The 21,070-nt window shown below is 57.4% G+C and carries 25 protein-coding genes; 13 read left to right on the top strand and 12 right to left on the bottom strand.

Annotated features, from left to right (window positions below; all coding sequences use genetic code 11):
• Positions 1-2 precede the first annotated feature (2 nt).
• Complete coding sequence (hemC, locus tag ABSE61_RS05195; protein WP_423870009.1) at positions 3-989, bottom strand: hydroxymethylbilane synthase; 987 nt, start codon at positions 987-989, stop codon at positions 3-5.
• 264 nt (positions 990-1,253) lie between these two features.
• Between hemC and ABSE61_RS05190 the strand changes: the two genes are divergently transcribed.
• Genes ABSE61_RS05190 through ABSE61_RS05175 form a run of 4 tightly spaced genes read left to right on the top strand, consistent with a single transcriptional unit; the run spans position 1,254 to position 5,888 of the window.
• A complete protein-coding gene (locus ABSE61_RS05190; protein WP_423870008.1) occupies positions 1,254-2,570 on the top strand; it encodes a DUF3422 family protein in 1,317 nt (438 codons plus the stop codon).
• Between the two features lie 23 nt (positions 2,571-2,593).
• Entirely contained in the window at positions 2,594-4,123 is a 1,530-nt protein-coding gene (locus tag ABSE61_RS05185) for an alpha/beta fold hydrolase (RefSeq protein WP_423870007.1), read from the top strand.
• 38 nt (positions 4,124-4,161) lie between these two features.
• Entirely contained in the window at positions 4,162-4,659 is a 498-nt protein-coding gene (locus ABSE61_RS05180; protein WP_423870006.1) for a DUF427 domain-containing protein, read from the top strand.
• A complete protein-coding gene (locus ABSE61_RS05175; RefSeq protein ID WP_423870005.1) occupies positions 4,653-5,888 on the top strand; it encodes a Coenzyme F420 hydrogenase/dehydrogenase, beta subunit C-terminal domain in 1,236 nt (411 codons plus the stop codon). Before ABSE61_RS05180 ends, ABSE61_RS05175 begins: the two co-directional genes overlap by 7 nt.
• 41 nt (positions 5,889-5,929) lie before the next feature.
• Here the strand turns inward: ABSE61_RS05175 and ABSE61_RS05170 are convergent, their stop codons facing one another.
• Together ABSE61_RS05170 and ABSE61_RS05165 are read right to left on the bottom strand one after the other, a co-directional pair.
• Positions 5,930-6,355: a DUF2383 domain-containing protein gene (locus tag ABSE61_RS05170; RefSeq protein WP_423870157.1), complete on the bottom strand. Its 426-nt coding sequence runs from the start codon at positions 6,353-6,355 to the stop codon at positions 5,930-5,932.
• Between the two features lie 53 nt (positions 6,356-6,408).
• Positions 6,409-6,855: a hypothetical protein gene (locus ABSE61_RS05165; protein ID WP_423870004.1), complete on the bottom strand. Its 447-nt coding sequence runs from the start codon at positions 6,853-6,855 to the stop codon at positions 6,409-6,411.
• Between the two features lie 279 nt (positions 6,856-7,134).
• Between ABSE61_RS05165 and ABSE61_RS05160 the strand changes: the two genes are divergently transcribed.
• Positions 7,135-7,296 (top strand): hypothetical protein, encoded by a 162-nt coding sequence (locus ABSE61_RS05160; protein WP_423870003.1) that lies wholly within the window; start codon positions 7,135-7,137, stop codon positions 7,294-7,296.
• Between the two features lie 6 nt (positions 7,297-7,302).
• Positions 7,303-7,908, top strand: coding sequence for a sigma-70 family RNA polymerase sigma factor (locus tag ABSE61_RS05155; RefSeq protein WP_423870002.1), 606 nt, complete (start codon positions 7,303-7,305; stop codon positions 7,906-7,908).
• A 27-nt stretch (positions 7,909-7,935) separates the two neighbouring features.
• On the opposite strand, the gene ABSE61_RS05150 is transcribed toward ABSE61_RS05155, so the two are convergent.
• Positions 7,936-8,454: a response regulator gene (locus ABSE61_RS05150; RefSeq protein WP_423870001.1), complete on the bottom strand. Its 519-nt coding sequence runs from the start codon at positions 8,452-8,454 to the stop codon at positions 7,936-7,938.
• Between the two features lie 98 nt (positions 8,455-8,552).
• Here ABSE61_RS05150 and ABSE61_RS05145 point away from each other — a divergent pair, with 98 nt between their 5' ends.
• From ABSE61_RS05145 to ABSE61_RS05120, 6 genes are all read left to right on the top strand, one after another.
• Complete coding sequence (locus tag ABSE61_RS05145; protein WP_423870000.1) at positions 8,553-8,918, top strand: helix-turn-helix domain-containing protein; 366 nt, start codon at positions 8,553-8,555, stop codon at positions 8,916-8,918.
• Between the two features lie 202 nt (positions 8,919-9,120).
• A complete protein-coding gene (gene folE, locus ABSE61_RS05140; protein ID WP_423870156.1) occupies positions 9,121-9,720 on the top strand; it encodes a GTP cyclohydrolase I FolE in 600 nt (199 codons plus the stop codon).
• A complete protein-coding gene (locus ABSE61_RS05135) occupies positions 9,717-10,496 on the top strand; it encodes a sigma-70 family RNA polymerase sigma factor (protein WP_423869999.1) in 780 nt (259 codons plus the stop codon). The genes folE and ABSE61_RS05135 overlap by 4 nt, the downstream gene beginning before the upstream one ends.
• Positions 10,493-11,155: a ChrR family anti-sigma-E factor gene (locus ABSE61_RS05130; protein WP_423869998.1), complete on the top strand. Its 663-nt coding sequence runs from the start codon at positions 10,493-10,495 to the stop codon at positions 11,153-11,155. The genes ABSE61_RS05135 and ABSE61_RS05130 overlap by 4 nt, the downstream gene beginning before the upstream one ends.
• A 27-nt stretch (positions 11,156-11,182) precedes the next feature.
• Positions 11,183-11,590 (top strand): DUF2177 family protein, encoded by a 408-nt coding sequence (locus ABSE61_RS05125; RefSeq protein WP_423869997.1) that lies wholly within the window; start codon positions 11,183-11,185, stop codon positions 11,588-11,590.
• Between the two features lie 8 nt (positions 11,591-11,598).
• The gene (locus ABSE61_RS05120) at positions 11,599-12,291 is read left to right on the top strand and encodes an RNA polymerase sigma factor (RefSeq protein WP_423869996.1); all 693 of its coding nucleotides are present in this window, start codon (positions 11,599-11,601) and stop codon (positions 12,289-12,291) included.
• A gap of 24 nt (positions 12,292-12,315) precedes the next feature.
• Here ABSE61_RS05120 and ABSE61_RS05115 read toward each other — a convergent pair whose 3' ends face one another.
• The 4 genes from ABSE61_RS05115 to ABSE61_RS05100 all read right to left on the bottom strand — a co-directional run bounded on the left by ABSE61_RS05115 (position 12,316) and on the right by ABSE61_RS05100 (position 17,906).
• A complete protein-coding gene (locus ABSE61_RS05115) occupies positions 12,316-14,325 on the bottom strand; it encodes an AI-2E family transporter (protein ID WP_423870155.1) in 2,010 nt (669 codons plus the stop codon).
• A gap of 428 nt (positions 14,326-14,753) precedes the next feature.
• Complete coding sequence (locus ABSE61_RS05110; RefSeq protein ID WP_423869995.1) at positions 14,754-15,077, bottom strand: hypothetical protein; 324 nt, start codon at positions 15,075-15,077, stop codon at positions 14,754-14,756.
• Positions 15,078-16,324: 1,247 nt separating this feature from the next.
• On the bottom strand, positions 16,325-16,618 hold the full coding sequence (locus ABSE61_RS05105; RefSeq protein WP_423869994.1) for a hypothetical protein: 294 nt from the start codon (positions 16,616-16,618) through the stop codon (positions 16,325-16,327).
• 973 nt (positions 16,619-17,591) lie between these two features.
• The gene (locus ABSE61_RS05100; protein WP_423869993.1) at positions 17,592-17,906 is read right to left on the bottom strand and encodes a helix-turn-helix domain-containing protein; all 315 of its coding nucleotides are present in this window, start codon (positions 17,904-17,906) and stop codon (positions 17,592-17,594) included.
• A gap of 153 nt (positions 17,907-18,059) precedes the next feature.
• Here ABSE61_RS05100 and ABSE61_RS05095 point away from each other — a divergent pair, with 153 nt between their 5' ends.
• Positions 18,060-18,308 carry a hypothetical protein gene (locus ABSE61_RS05095; protein WP_423869992.1) on the top strand — a complete coding sequence of 83 codons (249 nt, stop codon included), beginning with the start codon at positions 18,060-18,062 and terminating at the stop codon, positions 18,306-18,308.
• Positions 18,309-18,664: 356 nt separating this feature from the next.
• On the opposite strand, the gene ABSE61_RS05090 is transcribed toward ABSE61_RS05095, so the two are convergent.
• The 4 genes from ABSE61_RS05090 to ABSE61_RS05075 form a co-directional block, all read right to left on the bottom strand.
• Positions 18,665-19,162: an SRPBCC family protein gene (locus tag ABSE61_RS05090; RefSeq protein ID WP_423869991.1), complete on the bottom strand. Its 498-nt coding sequence runs from the start codon at positions 19,160-19,162 to the stop codon at positions 18,665-18,667.
• Positions 19,159-19,740 (bottom strand): TetR/AcrR family transcriptional regulator, encoded by a 582-nt coding sequence (locus tag ABSE61_RS05085; protein ID WP_423869990.1) that lies wholly within the window; start codon positions 19,738-19,740, stop codon positions 19,159-19,161. The genes ABSE61_RS05090 and ABSE61_RS05085 overlap by 4 nt, the downstream gene beginning before the upstream one ends.
• 54 nt (positions 19,741-19,794) lie before the next feature.
• A complete protein-coding gene (locus tag ABSE61_RS05080) occupies positions 19,795-20,301 on the bottom strand; it encodes a pyridoxamine 5'-phosphate oxidase family protein (RefSeq protein ID WP_423869989.1) in 507 nt (168 codons plus the stop codon).
• 208 nt (positions 20,302-20,509) lie between these two features.
• Positions 20,510-21,070, bottom strand: a 561-nt coding sequence (locus ABSE61_RS05075) for a tyrosine-type recombinase/integrase (RefSeq protein ID WP_423869988.1), incomplete at its 5' end; no start/stop codon positions are given.

The raw sequence follows: 21,070 nt of genomic DNA, 5'->3' as shown, positions 1-21,070 counted from the left end.
TCTCATGGCCCGGGCCGTGTGCGCGCGATGATTTCGGCTGCACCTTTGTCAAGCAATTCCAAACCGACGGCGCGGCCAAGCTCGCGTGGCCGATCGGCTGGCCCCGAGCGCGTGACTTCGATGATGCCGTTGCCGGCGTCATCCAGCACCGATGCAGTGAGCAACATCCGCGCGCCATCGATCTTCGAATAGCCGGCGACCGGTGAATTGCAATGACCGTTGAGGATCCAGAGCACCTCGCGTTCGGCGTCACCGCAGAGATGCGCGGCGCGGTCGTCGATCAGCGACAGATACTGGCGCGTCCGCCAATCCCCGGCAGCACACTCAACCGCGACGATGCCCTGGCCGACCGCAGGCAGCATGTCCTTTGGCGAAAACTCCATGGCGATACGGTTCGCGAGTCCGACCCGTTCGAGCCCCGATCTCGCCATGATCAGGGCATCGGCTGGCCCCGCTTCGCCGCCATTGGGTAACTTCTGCATATCCCTGTTGTCGAGCTTGCGGATCCGCGTATCGGCGGCGCCCCTGAAATGGATCACTTCGATCTCGGGAAACAGCCGCCGCGCATAGGCCGCTCGCCGCACGGCATTTGTCCCGATCTTGTAGCCCTTCCCGCGCGAACACTTGATGTCCTCGATCGATATACCCTGCCGCACGACCAATGCGTCAGTCGGCGGATCGCGGGCCAGCATAGCCCCGATCACGAGGCCCGGCGTATCCTCATTGCCCGGCATATCCTTGAGCGAATGCATTGCGGCGTGCAGCTTGCCCGATGTCACCGCGGCACGGATCCCGGCGACAAAAGCGCCACCCTTGCCGCCGTGGATCAATAGTTTGCTGGTCTGGTCGTTATCGCCCGTCGTCTCGAACTTGATGATCTCGACGTTGAGTTCGGGAGCGGCGATCGACAGCCGTCGGGCGATGTCGTCGGTTTGGGCGAGCGCCATGGTGCTTTTACGCGTGCCGATCCGTATCGAAACTGACACCACCAAAGCTCCATCCCGCGAAGGCAAGGATCGTCGTGCCAGACTACGGCGAGCCGGCATCGAAATGCAAACAGACCACGCGTGCAGTGCAAACGGTTACGTTCGACACACCATCGCTCCCCATATACGCGTCAGGTTTCAAACGTTTCATAGCCCACGTCAGATTTCGTTGCCGCGTAAGCCGAGCGTTTTGCTTCTGTCCCACGCAGCAGAATGATAATCCTGTCGCACGACTTTCGGGCGCTGGTTCCAAAGGTTGAGAACGCGATGAGTACGGATGTTCTGATTGGCGACGGCGAAACGGCCCGGCTGGCGCCGCATTCGCTCCGGGCCGCGATCCTCGGCGAGGTGCATGCCCGCCCGTTCACGCCCATAGCGATACCGTCGCGGATCGTACATTTCGCTTTCGATACCTCGGGGGCTCGCGCGCAGGCCGACCGCGCCAATTTGGTGAAATTCTGCGAATCGCGCGGCCTGCTTGCACCGTCAGCCGCTGAAAAGCATCACCGCGCGCCGTTCGGTTCGACTGTTTTGCGTTGGGAACAACATTCCGAATTCACGACATATACGTGGGAAATGCCCGCGGACCCCGCGGCCGCGCCTTTTCACCCGGATGCGGCGTCGCTCGCGCTACCGATGCGACTGGTCCCGCAACCCGGACCGTTGCTGGTCGCGATCGATCTTCACCTGTTGGCCGAAGACCTGCCCCGCACCGCGCCTGAGCGCCTGTTCGACAATGCGAGCCTCGCGGTCGCGGAAAATTCCGACGGCGCGGCGGTCTACGCTACCGACTTTCAGCCCGGGCCTTCCGGCTTCGTCCGGATACTCGTGGCCAATCGCCAAATGTCGGCCGAGCGCGCCGGAGCGCTGGTGCAGCGCGTGATCGAGCTTGAGACTTATCGCACATTCGCCCTGCTCGGCCTGCCCGAAGCGCAGCGGCTCGCGCCGTCGATTGCCGCATCAGAGCGTCGCCTTGTTGAAGTCACCGAGCAGATGCGCCACGCCGGCGATCTCGCCTCCAATCACAAATTGCTCGACGAGTTGACTGCGCTGGCCGCGGAGGTCGAGGCGGGCGCCGCAGCGAGCGTGTTTCGCTTCGGCGCCAGCCGCGCTTACGAAGAAATCGTCGAGCAGCGGCTGCAAACGATCGGGGAGCGTAAGGTAGGCGGTCTGCCGACCTGGTCATCCTTTCTCGCGCGCCGCATGAAGCCGGCCTTACGCACCTGTGTCACGACCGAGGCCCGGCAATCCAGCCTGTCGCTCAAGCTCGCCCGAGCCGCGAATCTGCTGCGCACCCGCGTTGACGTCGAGCTGGAACAGCAAAATCAGGAACTGCTCAAGTCGATGAATGCGCGAACCCGGCTTCAGTTGCGCTTGCAAGCAACCGTGGAAGGCCTCTCGGTCGCGGCGATCACCTATTATGTCGTGAGTCTGTTCGGATATCTTGCGAAGGCGGCGCATGAGAGCGGCGGTGTCGCTGTCGACCCAAGCATTTCAACTGCAGCGTTCGTTCCGGTCGCCGGGTTTGCCATCTGGTGGACCGTTCGCCGCATTCGCAAGAAGCACATTGTGGGCGAAGAGTGATCCACAGCGCCAGAACCGCCTTGATGACGGCTGGCGCGGCGCCGGGCCGAATTGCGGTCGCCACGATGGCTCTGATCATGATCGTCGTTGGACTGCTCGAACTCCGCGGGGCGAGCGATGGCCTGCGCATTACGCGAAACCTCGCGGGCGAAACCCCGGTCACGATTTTTCAGGCGCGTACAGCCGCTCCAGCGCCGGTCATCGTGATCGCGCATGGTTTCGCAGGTTCGCAGCAACTCATGCAGCCTTTTGCGGAAACGCTGGCGCACAACGGCTATATCGCGGTGACCTTCGATTTTCTTGGACATGGCCGCAATCGAATTCCGATGTGCGGCGACATTACCGAAGGCACGACGATCACGACAGAGCTGCTGGAAGAGCTGACCGAGGTCGCATCCTTTGCGCGAAAACTCCCTGAAAGCAACGGGCGCGTCGGCGTGCTCGGACATTCGATGGCATCCGACATTGTCGTGCGATTCGCGAAAGCCAATCCCGATGTTGAGGCAACGGTCGCGGTATCCGTATTCTCCCCGGTGGCGACCGCAACGAGTCCCCGCAATCTCCTGGTGATCGTGGGAGTCCTGGAACCCGCGATGCTGCGGAACGAAGGCCTGCGAATCGTCAATCTCGTCGCGGATGGAACAGCCATAGCCGGCGAGACGTATGGCAATTTCGCCGACGGTACCGCGCGAAAGCTGGTGATTGCGCGCGGCGTCGAGCATATCGGCGTGCTCTATAGTCACGACAGCATGGTCGAGGCGCTTCGCTGGATCAATGCGGCGTTTGGGCAAGACAAGGAAGGCTACATCGATAGCCGCGGGCGCTGGCTCGCGCTGGTCTTTGTCGGCATCGCCGCATTGGCGTGGCCGTTGTCAGCCCTGCTACCGATCGGCAGCGCGAGCTGCGTCGGGGCCGAATTAACATGGAAACCGTTGCTGATCGCGGCGTTTGCCGCCCCAGTGCTGACCCCCTTGATTCTTTGGAAGCTGCCGACCGACTTTTTGCCGATCCTGCTCGGCGATTATCTGACGCTGCACTTCTTGTTGTACGGCGCGCTCACCGGAATAGCGTTGTTCTATCTACGCAAACAGACCCTCCAACGCCAATCCGTCAGTTTGGGAAACATCCTAATCGCTGCAACTGCCGTAGCGGCCTATAGCCTCGTCGCATTCGGACTACCGACAGACGCTTATGTGTTTTCATTTCTGCCGACCCCGGAGCGGATTCCGCTTATCGCGGCGATAGCCTGCGGCACGCTACCCTACTTTGTTGCCGACGAATGGCTGACGCGCGGCTCCAACTCGCGGCCCGGCGCCTATGCCCTGACAAAATTCTGTTTCCTGCTTTCGCTCGCGATTGCGGTCATCCTCAATCCAGAAAAACTGTTTTTTCTTGTCATTATCGTGCCGGCAATTCTGCTGCTGTTCCTCGCGTTTGGATTGGTCAGCCGGTGGACCTATGCCGCGACGCGTCATCCATTGCCCGGCGCACTCGCCAACGCCATGATCTTCGCATGGGCGATCGCCGTCACTTTTCCGATGATCATACGATGAGCATTGCGCGAACGGCCTTTTGTTGGTCTGCTTTACCAATGTGGAAACCTGGGCGCACGGAAATATTTCCTGGACAGGAATCGGTTTGGGATTATCCGCGGCCGCCGAAGCTGGAAAAAGTCCGCGCGCGGCTGCTCGTGATTTTCTGCCATCAAACGATCGCCGACACCGCGTCCGGCTATCGTGTGCTCGAGACCAGCCATCCACCGGTCTACTACTTTCCACCTGAAGATATTGCGCAGCCATATCTGCAGGTCGCCGCCGGCAGTTCCTGGTGCGAATTCAAGGGCCGAGCGAAATACTGGTCGCTCGATGTCGAGGGTAAGCGGGCCGACAACGCTGGCTGGAGCTACCCTTCGCCCTCGCCCGCATTCGCAGACATCACAGGATATCTGGCGTTCTATGCCTCACGCGTCGATGAATGCTGGGTCGATGATGAACGCGTCCAGCCGCAGCCCGGCGATTTTTATGGGGGCTGGATCACCTCACGCATTGTCGGGCCTTTCAAGGGCGGCGCTGGAACGCGCGGATGGTAGACCGTGCCGATGCGGCATCACCGGTTTGGGCGCCGGCGGTTCGGAATGCGGCGCCACGCGATCTCTGTACTGATTGCGGCATCTCACGCTCCAGCGAGCCCAAGCGATGCGGCCAGGCGTGCCAGTTCATCAAGCCGGATTATCCGGCACTTGAGACGCGCGTGCATGGCCGCACTCGCGATATGAAGCGACCCGACGAACTCCTTTTCGGTCCGTTCCAGCGCATGGTCCGTGCCTCGCTGCTGCACCCACGTGAAGGCGCGCAATGGACCGGTATTGCGACCCGTATCGGCGAGATTTTGCTCGAATCGGGCACCGTCGACGCCGTGCTGACGATGGCGCCGGACCCCAACGACAAATGGAAGCCGGTGCCAGTGCTCGTGACGACCGCGCAAGGCATGGCGCAGTGTCGCGGCATGCGGATGGGATATGCGCCGCTGCTGGCGCTATTGGAACCGGCGCGCGCGCGCGGGTTCAAGCGGCTCGCGGTCATAGGTATTCCCTGCCAAGTCTACGCGCTGCGATCATTGGAAGCCAAGCTCGGCTTCGAACGGCTCTATGTCGTAGGCACGCCCTGTTCCGACAACACCACCACTGCAAACTTTCATACGTTTCTCGAACTTCTGTCCGATACGCCGGACACGATCACCTATCTCGAATTTCGAGCGGATTATCATGTCGAGCTTCGGTTCAGCGATGGGCGGGTGAAGGAGATCCCGTTTCTGCAATTGCCCATTTCCAAGCTGCCGGCGGATTTCTTTCCAATGACATGCCGCACCTGCGTCGATTACACCAACGTTCTGGCCGATATCACGGTCGGCTACATGGGCGGCCAAGGCGAACAATGGCTATTGGTGCGTAATCAACGCGGTGAGGAATTGCTTCGTCTGCTCGGGGACGAAGTCCGAATATCCGAGCCGGGAAGCACCGGCAAGCGCGCCCGACCGGTCAAGGGTTTTCTGAAGAACGTCGAACTGGCCGCGGGCGGTCTTCCCATTCGAAGCATGCCGAATTGGCTGCGGCCCCTCGTTAGCTGGCTGATGCCGAAGATTGGCCCGCGTGGCCTCGAATTTGCCCGCACCCGGGTCGAGATGAAGGCAGTCGAAACCGTGATTCATCTCCGTCGGCAATATCCACAGCGAATAAAGAACATGGTGCCTGCGCACGTGTGGGCGATGGTCAAGCCATACGGGATCGAACCCAACAGTGGTGAACTTCCTGAGACTTGATTGAATGCTTGTCGGTTCGTGATCCCTTTCGGATCTCGTCGTTACTGCGCGCGTTCGCCTTTCGCCGTCATCGCCTGCATCCGGGCAACTTCTTGCACCAGGCCGTCGCGCTGCTTGGTTAAAAGGGTGACCAAATTCGTCGTGATATCCGGAGATTTGAGAGCTTCGTTATATCTCGAAACATTGCGCTTCTCGCCGTCGATCAAGCCGGGAAGCACGCTTTCATCCAGTCCATTAAACAGCGAACGGACGTTCATGATGGTTTTGTGCACCATGGTCATGACCGACCCGTCTTCGTCAGGAAGTTCGTTGGCTTTCAGCAGTTCACTTGCAAGTTCAGCGGCATTATCATCGTGCAACGTCATCATGTCGTGAAAAACAGAAGCCATCTCCCCGCCTGCCGCGTCCTTGAGCGCCTCCTGATATTCATTGCGCGCGTCGATTGCGCTGGTATGGAGCGATTTCAGGCGATCCAGCGTTCGGTGATGACCAAAATGCTCTCCTCGTTTGCTGCCGACAATTATTTCGGCTGTCCGGTCGAACCGTTTTGATCACCAACGCCCGTATCTGAAGAGGTGGGGGCTGACCGCGTGTCGGGCGTGGGATTGGCAGGTTGATAGACCTTCGGCTGGTTCGCTGAGTCGGCCGGCTGCGCCATGCCTTGAGACTTTCCGGTGGTCTGCCCAACAGGCGTCGTGACGGCGGCCGTCTCAACCTTCGACTTGCCCGCGTAACCTGTCGCCAGAAGCCCCATCACCGCGAGCGCGATAACGGCGAAGCCGATCAATTCGGGTCCCGCGCCGTTGGGCGTCGCTCCGACACGAGATTGATTGCCTTCGAGGGCTTCTGCTGCAATTTCTCGATTGGTGCTCGAGCGAAGAAAATAGATAAACCCGCCGGCAATGATGAAAATGGTCGCCGCCAACGTGAAAAACATCAGCCAGCTGATTGGATTATCGCCGTACATGGGGGCCTCCAGTTGTAAAACCCACATGACAATCACAGCGCTCAGAAATCGTTCCTAAAAAGTCGAACCGCGCTGAAGGCAGCCTCATAATTTCGACCAAATAATTGAATTTATTGAACTATAATGCGATACCACGGCTTTCGCGCCGGCAGCGCAGTGCGAAATTCGCCGACCGCATCTCCGAACCAAATATGTAAACAATAGTTGACACATCGGCCGTCATGGGGAACCTTGGGAGATGCTCACAAAGACCCGTCTCTGACGAACTCGGAGGGCGACATGGACGAAAAAGACTCAATCCTCAAGAAAGTGGAAACGGGCATCAAGGACGCCGCAAAAGCCGTCGAGGATTTTGCCGACGAAGTTGCTGCTCCCGAAGAGCCGGTTGTGATCGTCCCCGACGAGGCCGCCCCGCCGAAGCCCCCGGCCAAGAGCGGCTGAAGACTCATGAACCCCATCTCAGCCTCAGCGCCAACTTCCCAAGAGCTCGAACGGCTGTTGCTGCGAATGTCCGGCAGGGACGAAGCCGCTTTCAAAAAGCTCTATGCGGCTACCCGGCGCAAATTGTTTTCCACCGTTCTGCTGCTGGTCAAACGCGGCCATCTCGCGGAGGAAATCCTGCAGGAAGCTTATGTCCGCATCTGGCTGAATGCCGGGGCCTATCGTCCTGCCCTGGGCACACCGATGGTGTGGATGATCACGATTGCCCGAAACCTTGCGATCGATATTGCGCGAAAATCCGCTCGAGAATTCTATTCCGACCCCTCCGTTTTGTCGGGCTTCGCTGCTGAGAGTCCCACAGCACTTGAAACCATAGAAATTCGAGAAATCGAAAGCGACACTCTTAAACTACAGCAGAGCATTCTTTCTGCCTTGCAAGCTCTTGAGCCGACCAGGCGCCATCTGGTTATCGCAGCCTATATTCATGGAGAAAGCCGGCATCGACTCTCAGAGCGGTACGGCGTGCCGGTCAACACGATAAAGACCTGGATCCGACGCGCGCTGCTGGAAGTGCGTGAGAGCGTCCAGAATGAAGTTACCTCTACGTGTTGAAAGACATCAAGCGTTTTCAAGGCGACCTCACACAGATGATGTTCCAGCATTAAGAAGCTGAGAAACGGCAGTGACAAGTTGCGCTGGCGCGAATGGCTTCTCTAATATGATGCTGTTAGGGACGCCCTTGGACGCCCAATTGACGGCGTCGTTTCCGCTCATGTAAACGACAGGAAAGCTGGGATCGATCTCTCTGGCATGTCGGGCGACACCCCAGCCGTCGATATTGCTTGATCCCAGATTGATGTCCGTGACAAGCGCTCGATATTTTCCTTCGGAAGCATTTAGCAACGCAACGGCATCTTCGCCGGAGGAAGCTATTACGACTTCATAGCCTCCCTCGGTGAGGCTCTCTTCGACGAGGCTCTGAAGCAGCTGATCATCTTCAACGACCAGAATTAGCGGTAGATTTTCCACACATGCCCCCACTCGAATAGCTAAAGCAATCATGACATCACGCGGGAGCGACGCTTTAGTTCCGCGAAAGCTGCAAAAGTTTACAGTAATCAATTGAGGCCGCCTTACACTTTCCGGCGAAACCGTCATGCGCTGCTGGCTAGCTCTTCTCTCTGAAAGCAACTGAATTAGTGATCTAACCTCGGCTCCGTGTCGTATGAACATTCGAACATGCGACGAGCAAGATCATGAAAACGCGGAGACGAGACTTTCCCGGCACGGATTCTGAAACGAGCGAACGGCTGAAGCGTGAAGTTGCCAGCGACGAGGCAGCGATGATCAACGCCCTACTCGAGCTGCGGCAGTCAAATTCGTTGAGCCTGGAGGCAATCGGTTTTCTGTTGGGTGCCGATCCCAGCCAGATTTCGCGATATCTGAGAGGTAATTCAAAGGTTACGCTGACGAATTACCTGCGAATAGCCCGCGCATTCGGTTATCGCTGCAAGATTGTTTTCGAACGGACGGAAGCGACTGAATCGGGAGACACAACGCTCTCCAATCTGAAGATTACCTCTCACAAAGTCTGTAACGCGCGCCGCACCCCGACATCCTGATTTAACGCTGCCGGCTGCGCTCCGGAACGAGAATTTTCTCTCTGCGCAGTGATCCGATTCCCGATCAGCCTCGTATCACCTTTTACCGGGATGCTTTGGGCGCCGCCCGCCCGGGTCCCGGCGACGAGGCCCCGGTCGATGGGCCCCCCGTCGACCGGGGTGCTTCGTTACCGGTGAATAGTAAGAGGATCATGCGTTGAACATCCAGATCAGCCCTTTTCCGCAGCCGTCGGACCTCTCGCCCTCGCGTGAAGAGGTTGAGGCAGCGTTCCGTACGATCATTCGTTGGGCCGGAGACGACCCCGATCGTCCCGGATTGCTTGAAACGCCAGCACGGGCGGCGCGGGCGTTCGGCGAATATTTCTCCGGCTACAAGCAAGATCCGCTTGCGATCCTGAACAAGACTTTCGACGAAACCGCCGGCTACGAGGAAATGGTCGTCTTGCGGGGCATCTCGTTCGAAAGTCATTGCGAACATCATCTGGCGCCCATCATTGGCCAGGCTTGGGTGGCCTACGTTCCGAACGGGCGGGTCGTCGGACTCTCCAAGTTGGCACGCGTTGTCGATGCTTACGCGAGACGGCTCCAGATCCAGGAGCGGATGACTTCGGAAATTGCTTCCGCAGTTCAGGAGGTCCTGCAGCCCCAAGGGGTCGGCGTGGTCATCAAGGCCGTCCATCACTGCATGTCCAGCCGCGGCGTCCACAAGGTCGGAGCGGAAATGGTAACCAGCTGCATGCTTGGTTGCTTTCGCGACAATGCTCTGACGCGACAAGAATTCCTGGCCATGACCAAACAATGAGTGCCAGTGCGATATCGACGATTGCAACTGTCAGGAAAAGTCCGACATCATGGGCCAGCACAGTTATCTGCCCGGATCGACAACCGCTGACCGGACGGATTTTTGGCGTTACGTTCGCCCGTCGTTTCAAAGGGCGTTCCTCCAAAGCAGCAAATTCGCAGAAAACGTCCGAGCATCAAATGGTCGCGAAAGGAACCGAACCCGGCGACCCGCGATCGAAAACAGCGGAATTCGTTGAATGTATCGCGAAAATGGCGACGGAGCGAAGCGAGCCGGCGTTCGATGTGCTTTTTCGATATTTCGCGCCGCGCATCAAATCCTATTGTCTGCGTTTGGGCGCGGACGATTCCTCAGCGGAGGAAATAACCCAGGAAGCGATGGTTTCGCTCTGGCGCAATGCGGGCCAGTTCGATCCGTCGAAGGCATCCCCTTCCACCTGGATTTTTACGATTGCGCGAAATCTGAGTATCGACCGCTTTCGTAAAAGCCGCAGACCCGAATTCGATCCGAATGATCCGGCGCTGGTCCCGGACGATCAGGAGACGCCTGATCGCCTCGTCGAGCAAATTGAACTTGAACAGAGTGTTCGCAACGTCATGGATTCGCTCTCCGCCAATGAAAGAAACGTCGTGATGCTTTCATTCTATGATGACCTGTCGCATTCCGAGATTTCCAGGCAGCTCAGCCTCCCCATTGGCACGGTCAAATCAAGGATAAGGCTGGCGTTCGCTAAACTTCGCTCGGCCCTCGACTCGCAAGATGGAGCGGGCAAATGACCATCACATTTCACGTCAGCAACGATATCCTGGTCAGCTACTCGGCTGGCACGCTGGATGAAGCGTCGAGCCTTCTTGTTGCGACCCACCTCGCGCTCTGTCCACACTGCCGTGCGCGCAACCGGTCGGCCGATTCGCTCGGCGGATACTTGCTCGACTCTCTCGATGAAACGCCGGTGTCTGCGACCATGAAGGACGCCATCCTTTCGCGGGTCAGGAGCGAACCCGGCGTTGGCGTTGGCGAAGCGGCGTCGCTTTCCCGAACGACCAGGGATGCGATCATTCCCGATCCGTTGAGAAGCTATGTGGGCGGAGATCTCGATGAATTACACTGGCGGTGGCTGGCGCCACGCGTGCAGCAGATTCCTGTCCCCACGGCTAGTGGCCGTTCGAAGGCGAGGCTGTTGCGCTTCCAGAGCGGATTGACGGTGCCGTCACATGGCCACAATGGACGCGAACTTACTCTCGTTCTCACAGGCAGCCTGTGTGATAGCGACAGTGTTCTCTATCGGGGCGATATCGCGGAAACCGACGAACGGACCGAACATCAGCCGTTCGCGGGTCCGGAAGAGGACTGCATCTGTCTCGCCGTCACCGATGCCCCGCTCCGCTTCAAGAGCAAAATGGCGCGACTGTTACAGCCATTCTTCGGAATTTAGTTGAGCCGGCATTGCCAGGGATCCGACATGTTGCGCTATTCAATTGCATACTTCGTGACGGCCGGTGTTTTTCTCGCCTCCGATTACCTTTGGCTTAGTCGCGCAATGGGGTTTTATCGAAATTCGCTCGGGGACTTGCTGTCGGAAAAGCCAAATCTCTTCGCCGCCGGCGCGCTCTATCTGATTTATTTCTTCGGGATCGTGGTCTTCACTGTGATACCGGCAGCAAGAAACGACGCCTGGGACTCAGCCGTCCTGCTGGGAGGACTGTTCGGACTCGTCGCATTCTCAACCTACGACTTGACCAATCTTGCGACAATCAACCGCTGGCCCTTGACGGTCACGGTCGTCGATATGGTCTGGGGCACCTTCGTGACGGCGCTTTCGTCGCTGGCAGGCTTTATTGCCATTCGGACCCTGGCGCCAATCGAGTGAGGAACATCGTGGCTGATTCAGGATCGAAAAACCTCGAACGCCTGCTGGAGCGCATCGCCGCCAAAAAGGATCACGATGCGTTTTCCGAACTTTATTCGGCTACCAAAAGAAAACTATTTTCAAGGGTGCGATTGATCGTCAGGCGACAGGACCTCGCGGAAGAGATCATCCAGGACGTCTATTTACGAATCTGGTCGTATGCGGGCTCCTATCGTTCGTCACTCGGCTCGCCGATAACCTGGATGATGTCAATCGCCCGCAACATGGCCATCGATCATTTGCGGAAAACGGGTCGCGAAACCAGCGCCGATGATTCGATGCTGCTGACGCTGCCCAGCGAATGCCCGACCGCTATCGAACATATAGAAGCCTGGGAAGAGGATCAAAACGCCGCGCAGCAGCAGCTTCGGGTTTTCGCGGCATTGCAAGCGCTCAATCCGGTTCGTCGCGACCTGGTGCTCAGGGCCTATCTTCACGGAGAAAGCCGTGAGCAGCTTTCAAGAATGACGGGAGTGCCGGTCAACACCGTGAAGACTTGGATAAGACGGGCCTTGCTGGAGGTAGAAGCAATTCTTCGAAATACCGAGAGCGACAATGATGGTACTGCCTCAGCCAAGCCGACGGCCGACGACCGTTTGAACCCATCGCGTGAAGTGGCTCTCGAATATCGAACTGCGTTGCCAATTCACGCCACGCCCTAAGCGTTCCGGCCCGCGATTTAATGACTATAGAACAGAGACTGGGCGCTGTGCGTCGCGGTTATCGCGGGAAGCATCCAGATCTGGCCGAGCAAAAGAATTCGTATCTGGCCGCGCAGAGACAATGCAGGCCCGGATCGCTTCTCGCAGCGTCGAAGCCCACATGTCCGCTTTCGAACTTTCCATTAGCGTCGCCACTCTCTCGGCGGTATCCAGCCCGGCCCACAACCCGACCATGATCTGCGCCCGTGGCAGTTTACGGCGAAGCCGGCGAACTGCATAACGGATCTGCGCAGGATTCGCGGCAATAAGATACGAAAGGCAAACAAGGGCCACGCCCTCGGTTTCCAATCGAAAGATGTTCGCAGTCGCTAACGCTTCCGGCCCCTCGACGCGCGCGTGCAGTCCATGGACGTTGCAGAGTTGAGAGAACATGATCGCGGCCGCTTCGTCGAGCGCTGTTCGTCCCGCGATACAAAGCACCGGGTTTTCACCCTTCCATTCGACCCGAAGTTCGTCTTTCTGAAGTATGGGCATATCGGCGTAGACCGGTTCGGCAGCGGCGGACTCGACCGCTGCGGCGGCTTCCGCATCCGCAGTCGGCTGATCGCCTGTCGGTTCTCGATCGATTTGGTCGGAAAGGTCATTGGCAAATTCCAGAACCGTGTCGCGGATCCTGACCAGACGAATTTGATCAAGGGCATCACGCTCGAGGTCAGCCTGCGCCAGCTGCAACCCCTTGATGGCGACATCATCATAGTAGGAAGAAAGCGAGCGTTCCTTGAGGAACTCTTCGGCTTTTTCGGTCGCTTCTGTCGGATCCCCGGCCAGCATGCGTTGATAGAATATCTCTGCGGGTGACAGCGCCGGGCGGTCACCAAACATCACATCCAGAAACGCCAGGCGTTCGACATGGCGGCCGAGAACGACCAGGCAGACGGTCAATGGCGTCGCAAGTATCAACCCAATCGGACCCCACAGCGCCGTCCAGAACGTAGCTGAAACCACCACCGCGACCGGCGACAGGCCCGTACTTCGCCCGTAGACCATCGGCTCGACGACTTGCCCGACCAGCGGTTCGACGACGAAGAACAGGACCGCAGTCCAAGCCAGCATTGACCAGCCCGGATCGACAGCGACCGCGAGCGCAAGGGGAAACGCGGCTGCGATGACTGAGCCAATATAAGGCACAAACCGAAGCACGGCCGCCAGGATTCCCCAGAGAACGGCACTTGGAATTCCGATCAGCCAAAGTCCTGCGCCAATCAGTATTCCGAAACCTGTGTTGATGAGAAGCTGACTAAGAAACAAACGGCTCAGTCGGCTGGCAGCGTCGTCCAATGCCGCCGTCGTCCGTTGCAAATCATGAGATCCTGCCAGACGGATCAGCCGGTTTCGCAGATCCTCACGCTGGATCAGAATGAAAATGACAAAGATGACGATAATGGCCGTCGTCGCGAGCGGTGAGACCAGCGGCGCAATGAGCGACCTTAGACTTTCCAGGGCGCCCGGGTCGGGCTGAAGCACTTCGACTGGAACCGGTGTGACCGATCGCGGCCCCAGCGGATTACCGAGCGCCGGCGTGACTGGTTTATCCGGTAACCCGACCTTTGGTTTGTCGAGCTCTTTTCCCAAGTCCTGCAACATTCCCGCTGCACGCTCGAGCGTCGAGCTGCCGCCCGCGACCCCTCTGACAGACTGGATCTTGGACTGGATCGTGGCCTGATAACGCGGAAGATCGCCGGCAAGCCGATTTAGCTGTGTGGCTATCAAACTTCCCAAAGCGAAAATGATTGCAAAGGCGAAGAGTACCACACCAACCACTGCAATCGCTCGCGGCACGCTTAGACGCTGCAAAGCACTGACAGGCGCAGCCAAAACGAAGCTTAAGAGGACTGCAAGAGCGACAGGTACGAAAATCTCTCTCCCGACGTAAAGAGCCGTCACAATGATCACGGCAAGCACCGCCAATGCGACGGCACCCACCAGCGACGCAACGTCTTCGGGCGCTTGAGGAGCGGCCAGTTTTGGAGTCATGTTATTGGCTTCGTCCGGCGGTAACAGTCCCCTGCTTGAGCAGGAAAAGTCGGGATGCACTTCGGCGCAACAGCATGACGAGGATGTCCCGGTCTGCGGCAAACGTTTTGTCGGTTGCCACGCTAATAAGCAGGGGAACCGAACGTTCCATATGAACGAAGTTAATTGTGGCAACCGGCAAGGCTCGGGTTGCTTCAGAGGCAGTCGAGGGCTGCTCAACCTTGAATGAGCGCGCCGCGTTCGCGGTCAATATTTTCTCTCAACCACGTGCTTCCCGCATCGTTGATACCCGCCCATCCCGCTTTATTGCCCGTGATATCCGATATGAATATTTGATCCTCTACCCCAATATGCGATTTCAATTCGTCGCGTATCTCTTCCAGCGTCTTATCGGATCGAACAATCCAGACTGTTTCCAAATGGTGCCACTAGGCGCCCAACGACTGTATAGCTTCTACAAGCTTGTCGTATGCCGCACCATGTGCGGGATGGATATCGTAGGCGATAAGTATCGTGGCGCGTTCGGCCTCCATCAGCTGTCTAAATGCCTGATGTTCCGGCGCGGCTCCGTTCAAAAGAAAGCTTTCAATCTCTATGTAAGAGACGTGGCCGCCTGACTCCGGGTTTGCAACGTGCTTGACCGCACGCAAACCCGATACCGGATTCCGGCCAAGGAACCACAAATCGCCGTTGCTGCTCTTGAAGACAAGCTGATCGCCTTCGGACATATTCTCGTCTTGCTGGTCAGACATTTTGCCTCCGTGGCTGTTCTTGGCGAGCTGGCACCGGTCACGGCACCAACCCAAATGGCCTATCATAATGGTAAGAGGGGTAGTGACGTTCAACGCTGGCGCAGAGGACAAGTGGGTTCTCTAATCCGCGATTTCCGGTGCTCGTGCACCGTGTGACGGTTTCACCCGCAGGGCCGTGGCTTCGAGGCGAACCGAAAACGATCTGCGCCGGCAGGCTGGGCCCACCGTCACGCCGAGTCAAACTTGGTAGCGGGGGCGGTGTTGGTCAAAACAGCCGAAACCAACCCATTGTAATTCCGGCATTAATCGAATTGGGTACCTGGCTTCAATCCGAAATCGCCGTGGTCGCGAAACCCTCCTAATTTTATCGTGGCCAAAATGGAACATCTTGTTCCGGCAAGCCGTTGGCTTCAACCTACGGAGGTTCCAATGAAGCTAAGCGTTTCGAATTTTGACGGTCGCAAGTAGGGCCATAAGGAAGTAATCGACGAGGATACCGGGAAAGCGATTGGGCGCATTCGGTCTGAAGGAACTGGTTTTGCCGGTTCTGGAGGGATTGAAGTTTCCCTTTTCGATGGCAAATACCGAGCCGTCGTTAATAGCCGCCAAGAGTGTTGCGATTTCGTCAGGGGAGTTGAATCTGTTCTCAACAGAATGGCATCAGTAGACGACGGTCGCGCCGCCCTCGAACAAGAATTGTGGGAGTTAAGGCGCGAACAGAAGCGCACCGCTTGATCTGAGGCCGCCTCAAGTGGGAGGACCTTCAGCTAATGGCCACTCTCCCCTTGCCGCTACATTCTCTGCATTCTTGATAGGTCTTGACGCCCGGACGCGTGGGATGTTTGACCATTGTGAAGCCGATCCCCATACATTCCGGGCATTTGTGCTCCAAGACATTCACGACACGTTTCTTCATTAGCCGACCACGCCCTTCATTTCTGCAAACATTTTCTTCACGTCGGACAGCCCAAGTGCCTTCTCACGCGGGCCTTGGTGCTCCTTGAGTGCGTGAAGCTGGCGAAGCACTATCTCATCCTGCTTGTATCCGTTTCTTCTGCGAAGTACGCACGCATGTCCATGACGAAGGCGCGGGCATCGGAAAGCGTCACCAGCGACTCGCCGATCACCAACGACGGTTTTCGGCTTGGGCAGCATAGATATGGGAAGCATGCAGAAGCGTCATCGCGTGGACATGGCTCATCACACCAGTCCACCTCGGCGCTCTAAAGTTTTATCGAGCAGGACGATCACAGTTGAGCGGCGTGACATGCGCAGCCGCAGCCGCCGCAGCCGCCGGCAGAGGCGCGGACCGCGCAGCCACGGACCGCGCCACCTCGGCAGCCATCGCATCCGCGCCGGGCTACCCGCACGCCGCCGCCAACTTTTTCCTTATCGAAGACATAGAACGTGGCGAGACTGATGTCGGCTATTTCTTCCTCACCGAGCGTGATTGCCTCATTCGGTGCAAAGGCCGTTGTCTGCGGCACGTCCGCCGTCGGTACGACCGATGCTGTCGCGCTTCCCAATAGTGAGAAGGTCAATCCGGCGGCTCCAAGAGCCGATACGGCCGCTTTAGTTCCGCGCTTCCGCTTCGAAGCTTGCTTCGCCTGTGGCATGGTCTCATCCTGCGCAAGTCGTCATAAAAATACTACTGCACGGATAGCGGCGTAGCAACCCTCGGACCGCTGCTTAGGATTAGCCTGACGATCATTACCCCGGCGATTACTTTAGGCGCAATGAATAGGCCGCCGAACGAGGAGTTGGACCGGCTCGACGGTGCTGGCGATCTCGAGGAGCTTATTCATCGCGGCTTCAGGGGCGGCGTAAGGTCTAGGCTCGGCAAATTTCACTTCTGTTTTTACCTTCTCAAGTGCGACTGGAACGGACTACCACGCGTTAGAACCCATCCTTGGCGAGAGAACTTCCTCACCTGCGAATTGTAGATCAGGCGCTTTTCGATCAGGTCGCGGCGCGGATAGCTGCCGTTGGTGGCGCTAACGCTGCTCACATGCCTAAATCAAAACGTGCTTTATCTGGCCTACTGAAGTGTGGCTGCTGCGGCGGCGGGATGAGCATCATCGCATCATCGGCTCAGACCGGAGCGGCCCACGCATACAATGCAGCGTCTTCAAAGAGTCCGGCACCTGCGAGAACGGGGCTAGATATTATGTCGATAAGATCGAACGGCTGGTGATTGGTGCCTTGCGCGTCCAACTATCCAATCCAGACAAATCCTCCAGCGGCTAAAATTAGTGCCGTCACCCACCAAAATGTTTGCATCTGAATCCCCCTCCGTCCCGGGCCACCAGCAATAAAAGGTGGCGGGGTTGATTCGAGTGAGAAACTGTCCACGCCGATGACACCGCGCCTAGCCAAAATGCAAAGCTCAATAATGGGCGATTATCCAGTTGACACTACAAAAAGCAGCCGATGGTGTCGTAGCGACGGGCGGCGGTTTTGATTTAGGACTGCGGTTTAGCGGCTGACGCAGCGAGCACAGAGATACTGCCGAGCTTATAACGTTTGAAGGCCGCTCCCTCCATAAACATTCCCGTGTTCGTCAATAGCCTGCACACGCAGGGTGAGCTTGAGGGCGTGCGCGATGGAGGCAATCGTGTTTATGGTCCAATTCGGGTCGCCCTTGAACCATCGGGAAACCTCGTGCTTGGAAGATCCAATGGCTTTTGCGAGCGAAATGAGTGTAAGGCCGCTCTTCTTTCTTTCTGAAATGGCAGCCCAAAACATGCTCAGAAAAGCAGAGCGCACCATGGCGCGATAGTACGCCTTTTCAAATTTTGGATCGTCAACTTTAGAACGGTTCGTCGGCATCTCTAATCACTCCACTAAGATATCCTGAGTACCATTCGCCACTGTGTGCTACCTCGGTCTCAAATAGCTCTTTCCAATCGTCAATGATCTGTTTGGCGGCTTCGTCGTAGCGTTTAAAAAGCTTGTGTTTGTCCCATCCGCGCAAAAGAAGTAATGATCCTTTTGAAAAAACCTCCCAAGAAGTCGCCAACCAGGGACCGGCTTACGAAGACAGAAACTCCAAACTTCATCAAACCCTTCAAGCTTCTCCAAGTCCGGTCGCACTTCATTCTTCTTGCGGCTCAACGTGATGTACTGACCAGCGCAGAAGATACCGATCATTCTCTCGGCCTCGACGGCCGGGAAATTGCCGAATTGAGTGCGGCCATCCAGCAAATCAGCTACCTCGGTGCTTACCGATAGTCTTCGAACCGCCGTACCCAATGGGCGAAAAGGCTTCCGCTCCGCTATCTTTAGAGGCACCTTACGCTCCAAGATATGCAACATTGAACCGCCAGCGTCACCTTACGCCATCATGCGGAGGGTTCACCTCTACCGCGGAGAGAACAGTGGGCCCGGCAAGGACGATCATTGGAGAGCTTGACACCTAGACCCGGAATTAGAGAACAAAATCGGCACGAAACCGACTTCCCGCGATGAACGCTGTTTGGTCGCGAACGGGGTAAGACCGGACGTGGTAGCGACAGCCAAAGGTCTGATGAAATCGTCGGCTTCGCCCGCCTCGGAAACAGGGGCTGCGCCTTTCCGAGAATAGTGCCTCAAACCAGACTACGCTTTGAAGTCGCGTTGCCGTGCGCGGCGGCAAGAAATTCTAGGCGCTGTTCGAGATTCTCGGAGGCGCGCGCCACGCCGCGTTCCAGACGCCGGAAAATGTAGAACATCACAAGCCGCCAAAACCAGCCGCTTCGCTTGTATTTGGGATGGAACGAGCAACGCCACGTAATTTTGGTTCCACCCTCAATCGGATCAAGAATCGTTTCGGCCCGGTATTCGCTCATAGGAAAGCCGCTCAAGAGCGTGTACGCCACCAGGCGATTGGGCACGAGCTCAACGACCTCCTCATGCATCACGAAGCGGCCAGTCCGAAATTTACGCTGCGAGCCTACGCCATGCGGCTCGTCCGTGCCGGGTCGTATCAACTCGAACTCGTCTATCATTGACCAGAACGGATACGTTGCCGAATTCTTTAAAAGCGAATAAATGGCCTCCGGGTCTGCTAGCGAAACGAGGCTTGCCTGAGCACAAGTTTTCTTCATTCGCACTTATCCACAATAGCGCGGTAAGTTCTTGTGATCAGCTCATCGACTAGCGGTGGCGGCGCTTCACGTCTTGTGAGGTGCCCCTTGACTGCAGCGACCGGCACTTCCAACAACACGAACCTCGATCGAAGAATCTGAGGCGCACCCGCGCGGCCGAAAGCCTCGCGCGAAAATCTGGCCACGCATTGCTCAAGCCCCTCCGACTGCTCACGCACTCCCTTCTTGAGCTCGTCGGGCCAGTCGCCGCCCTGAACGAAGTCATGGCGGCTGTAGAGCGAAAGCAGTCGTGCATCTTCCAGATGTTCGCGGGCCCAGCGTGGTAAATGCAGTGCGGCAGCGAGGCCGTCGCCGGCCTGAATTGCAGCGACAAATCCCACCTGAAATTCCAATACGAGTTTCAGCCAAAGTTGGCCGAGCAGCACATCCCTGGACACGAAGCGGTGATAGAAAGACCCCTTCGGGGCCCTGAGACGGTTCGCGACCGAATCGACAGTCACTGCGGCCGGCCCACCTTCGGATGCTAAGAGTCTGGCGGCTTCAAGAAAGCCAGCGCTGTCGTAAAGCGGACGTCCCATGATTTTCCTAGCAGCGCGCTTGGCCGGTCCTGCTCTCTTCCCGAAAAAGAATGCTCATATCGTGCACATCCAAGTGCCATCAAGCTCACGCGTCATTATTGTTGGGCGAACCCCAAACGGTTCAGGCGTTAGCCCGCGGACCCAAAGCTCCATACGAGTGACTTCCACTTCAATGAAGGCTGCATGCGCCCGATCGTCGGTCGTCGGAAAGTAACGGCCGTATGCTTCCTTCCACAGAGCCTGAACATAGTCATTTGTTTCGTTTAGACGCGCGGTTCCTTCTAACGAGACATATGCGTCCTCAGCATCTTTTTGAAAAATAAGCCTAACATCTTGCGAGCGACGAATATCCGCTACCTTTTTTGATCGCTTATCGGTCAGAAAACGGATGGTCAACTCGTCCTCGCCCGGCCGCGCCAAGATACGCCCCATCGGACGCGTGCGAATTGCGCCTTCGGTACGGCTCAAAAGCCAGCAATAATCAACGGCTCCAATGATCCTTTCGACGCCAGCAACCAGCTTACGGGCGGCGTACTCCGTTGCCGGTCTTATGTCGGACATAAAACCTCCAATCTAGAAACTCCCTCCAAATATCAAATCTAGACGAAATAGTCTAGACTTAATGATCTAGATTCTTCGCCTGATGCTCGCCGCTCACGCAGCCACTTTTGTGCGTTATATTTTCGGCGCTTGGCTTTTCTGACTTCAGGTTGTGGCCCAAACCGGCGGTTGGAGGTCGGGCAGAGTATGTCCGCTCTGCCCGGGTATTTCAGACATCAACTTGTTCTGCTATTGCGAGGGCATCATCTACTTCGATGCCGAGATATCTGACAGTGCTTTCTATCTTGGTATGTCCGAGCAGAAGCTGGACGGCCCGGAGGTTGCCAGTGCGCCGGTAAATCAGGGTTGCTTTCGTGCGCCGCAGCGAATGCGTGCCGAACAGTCTTGGATCCAGCCCGACACTTCCGATCCACTCCGACACGAGCCGGGCATACTGGCGCGTCGTCATGTTGTGGTCGGGACCGCGACGGCCTGTGAACAAGAACTCGCCGGGCCTTTTGCCGGTGGCCTTTAGGTAGTCATCGACCGACTGGCGGGTCTGTTCGCTCAATTCAAATCTGACGGGCCGCCCGGTTTTCTTTTGTCGGACCGTCGCGCGATCCGCAGTGTAGCCGCCGGCGGCGACATCCTCGACCCGGATGGCGACGACATCACAGCCGCGAAGCTTGCTGTCGATTGCCAGATTGAACATGGCGAGGTCGCGAGCGCGGCCTTCGATCTGGAGTTTCGTCCGGATCGACCAGACGTGTTTGGGTCGCAGCGGCGGCTT

The organism is Bradyrhizobium sp. (genome assembly GCF_049519115.1).
Classification (GTDB): Bacteria; Pseudomonadota; Alphaproteobacteria; order Rhizobiales; family Xanthobacteraceae; genus Bradyrhizobium.
This window is presented reverse-complemented; position numbering and strand designations above follow the sequence as displayed.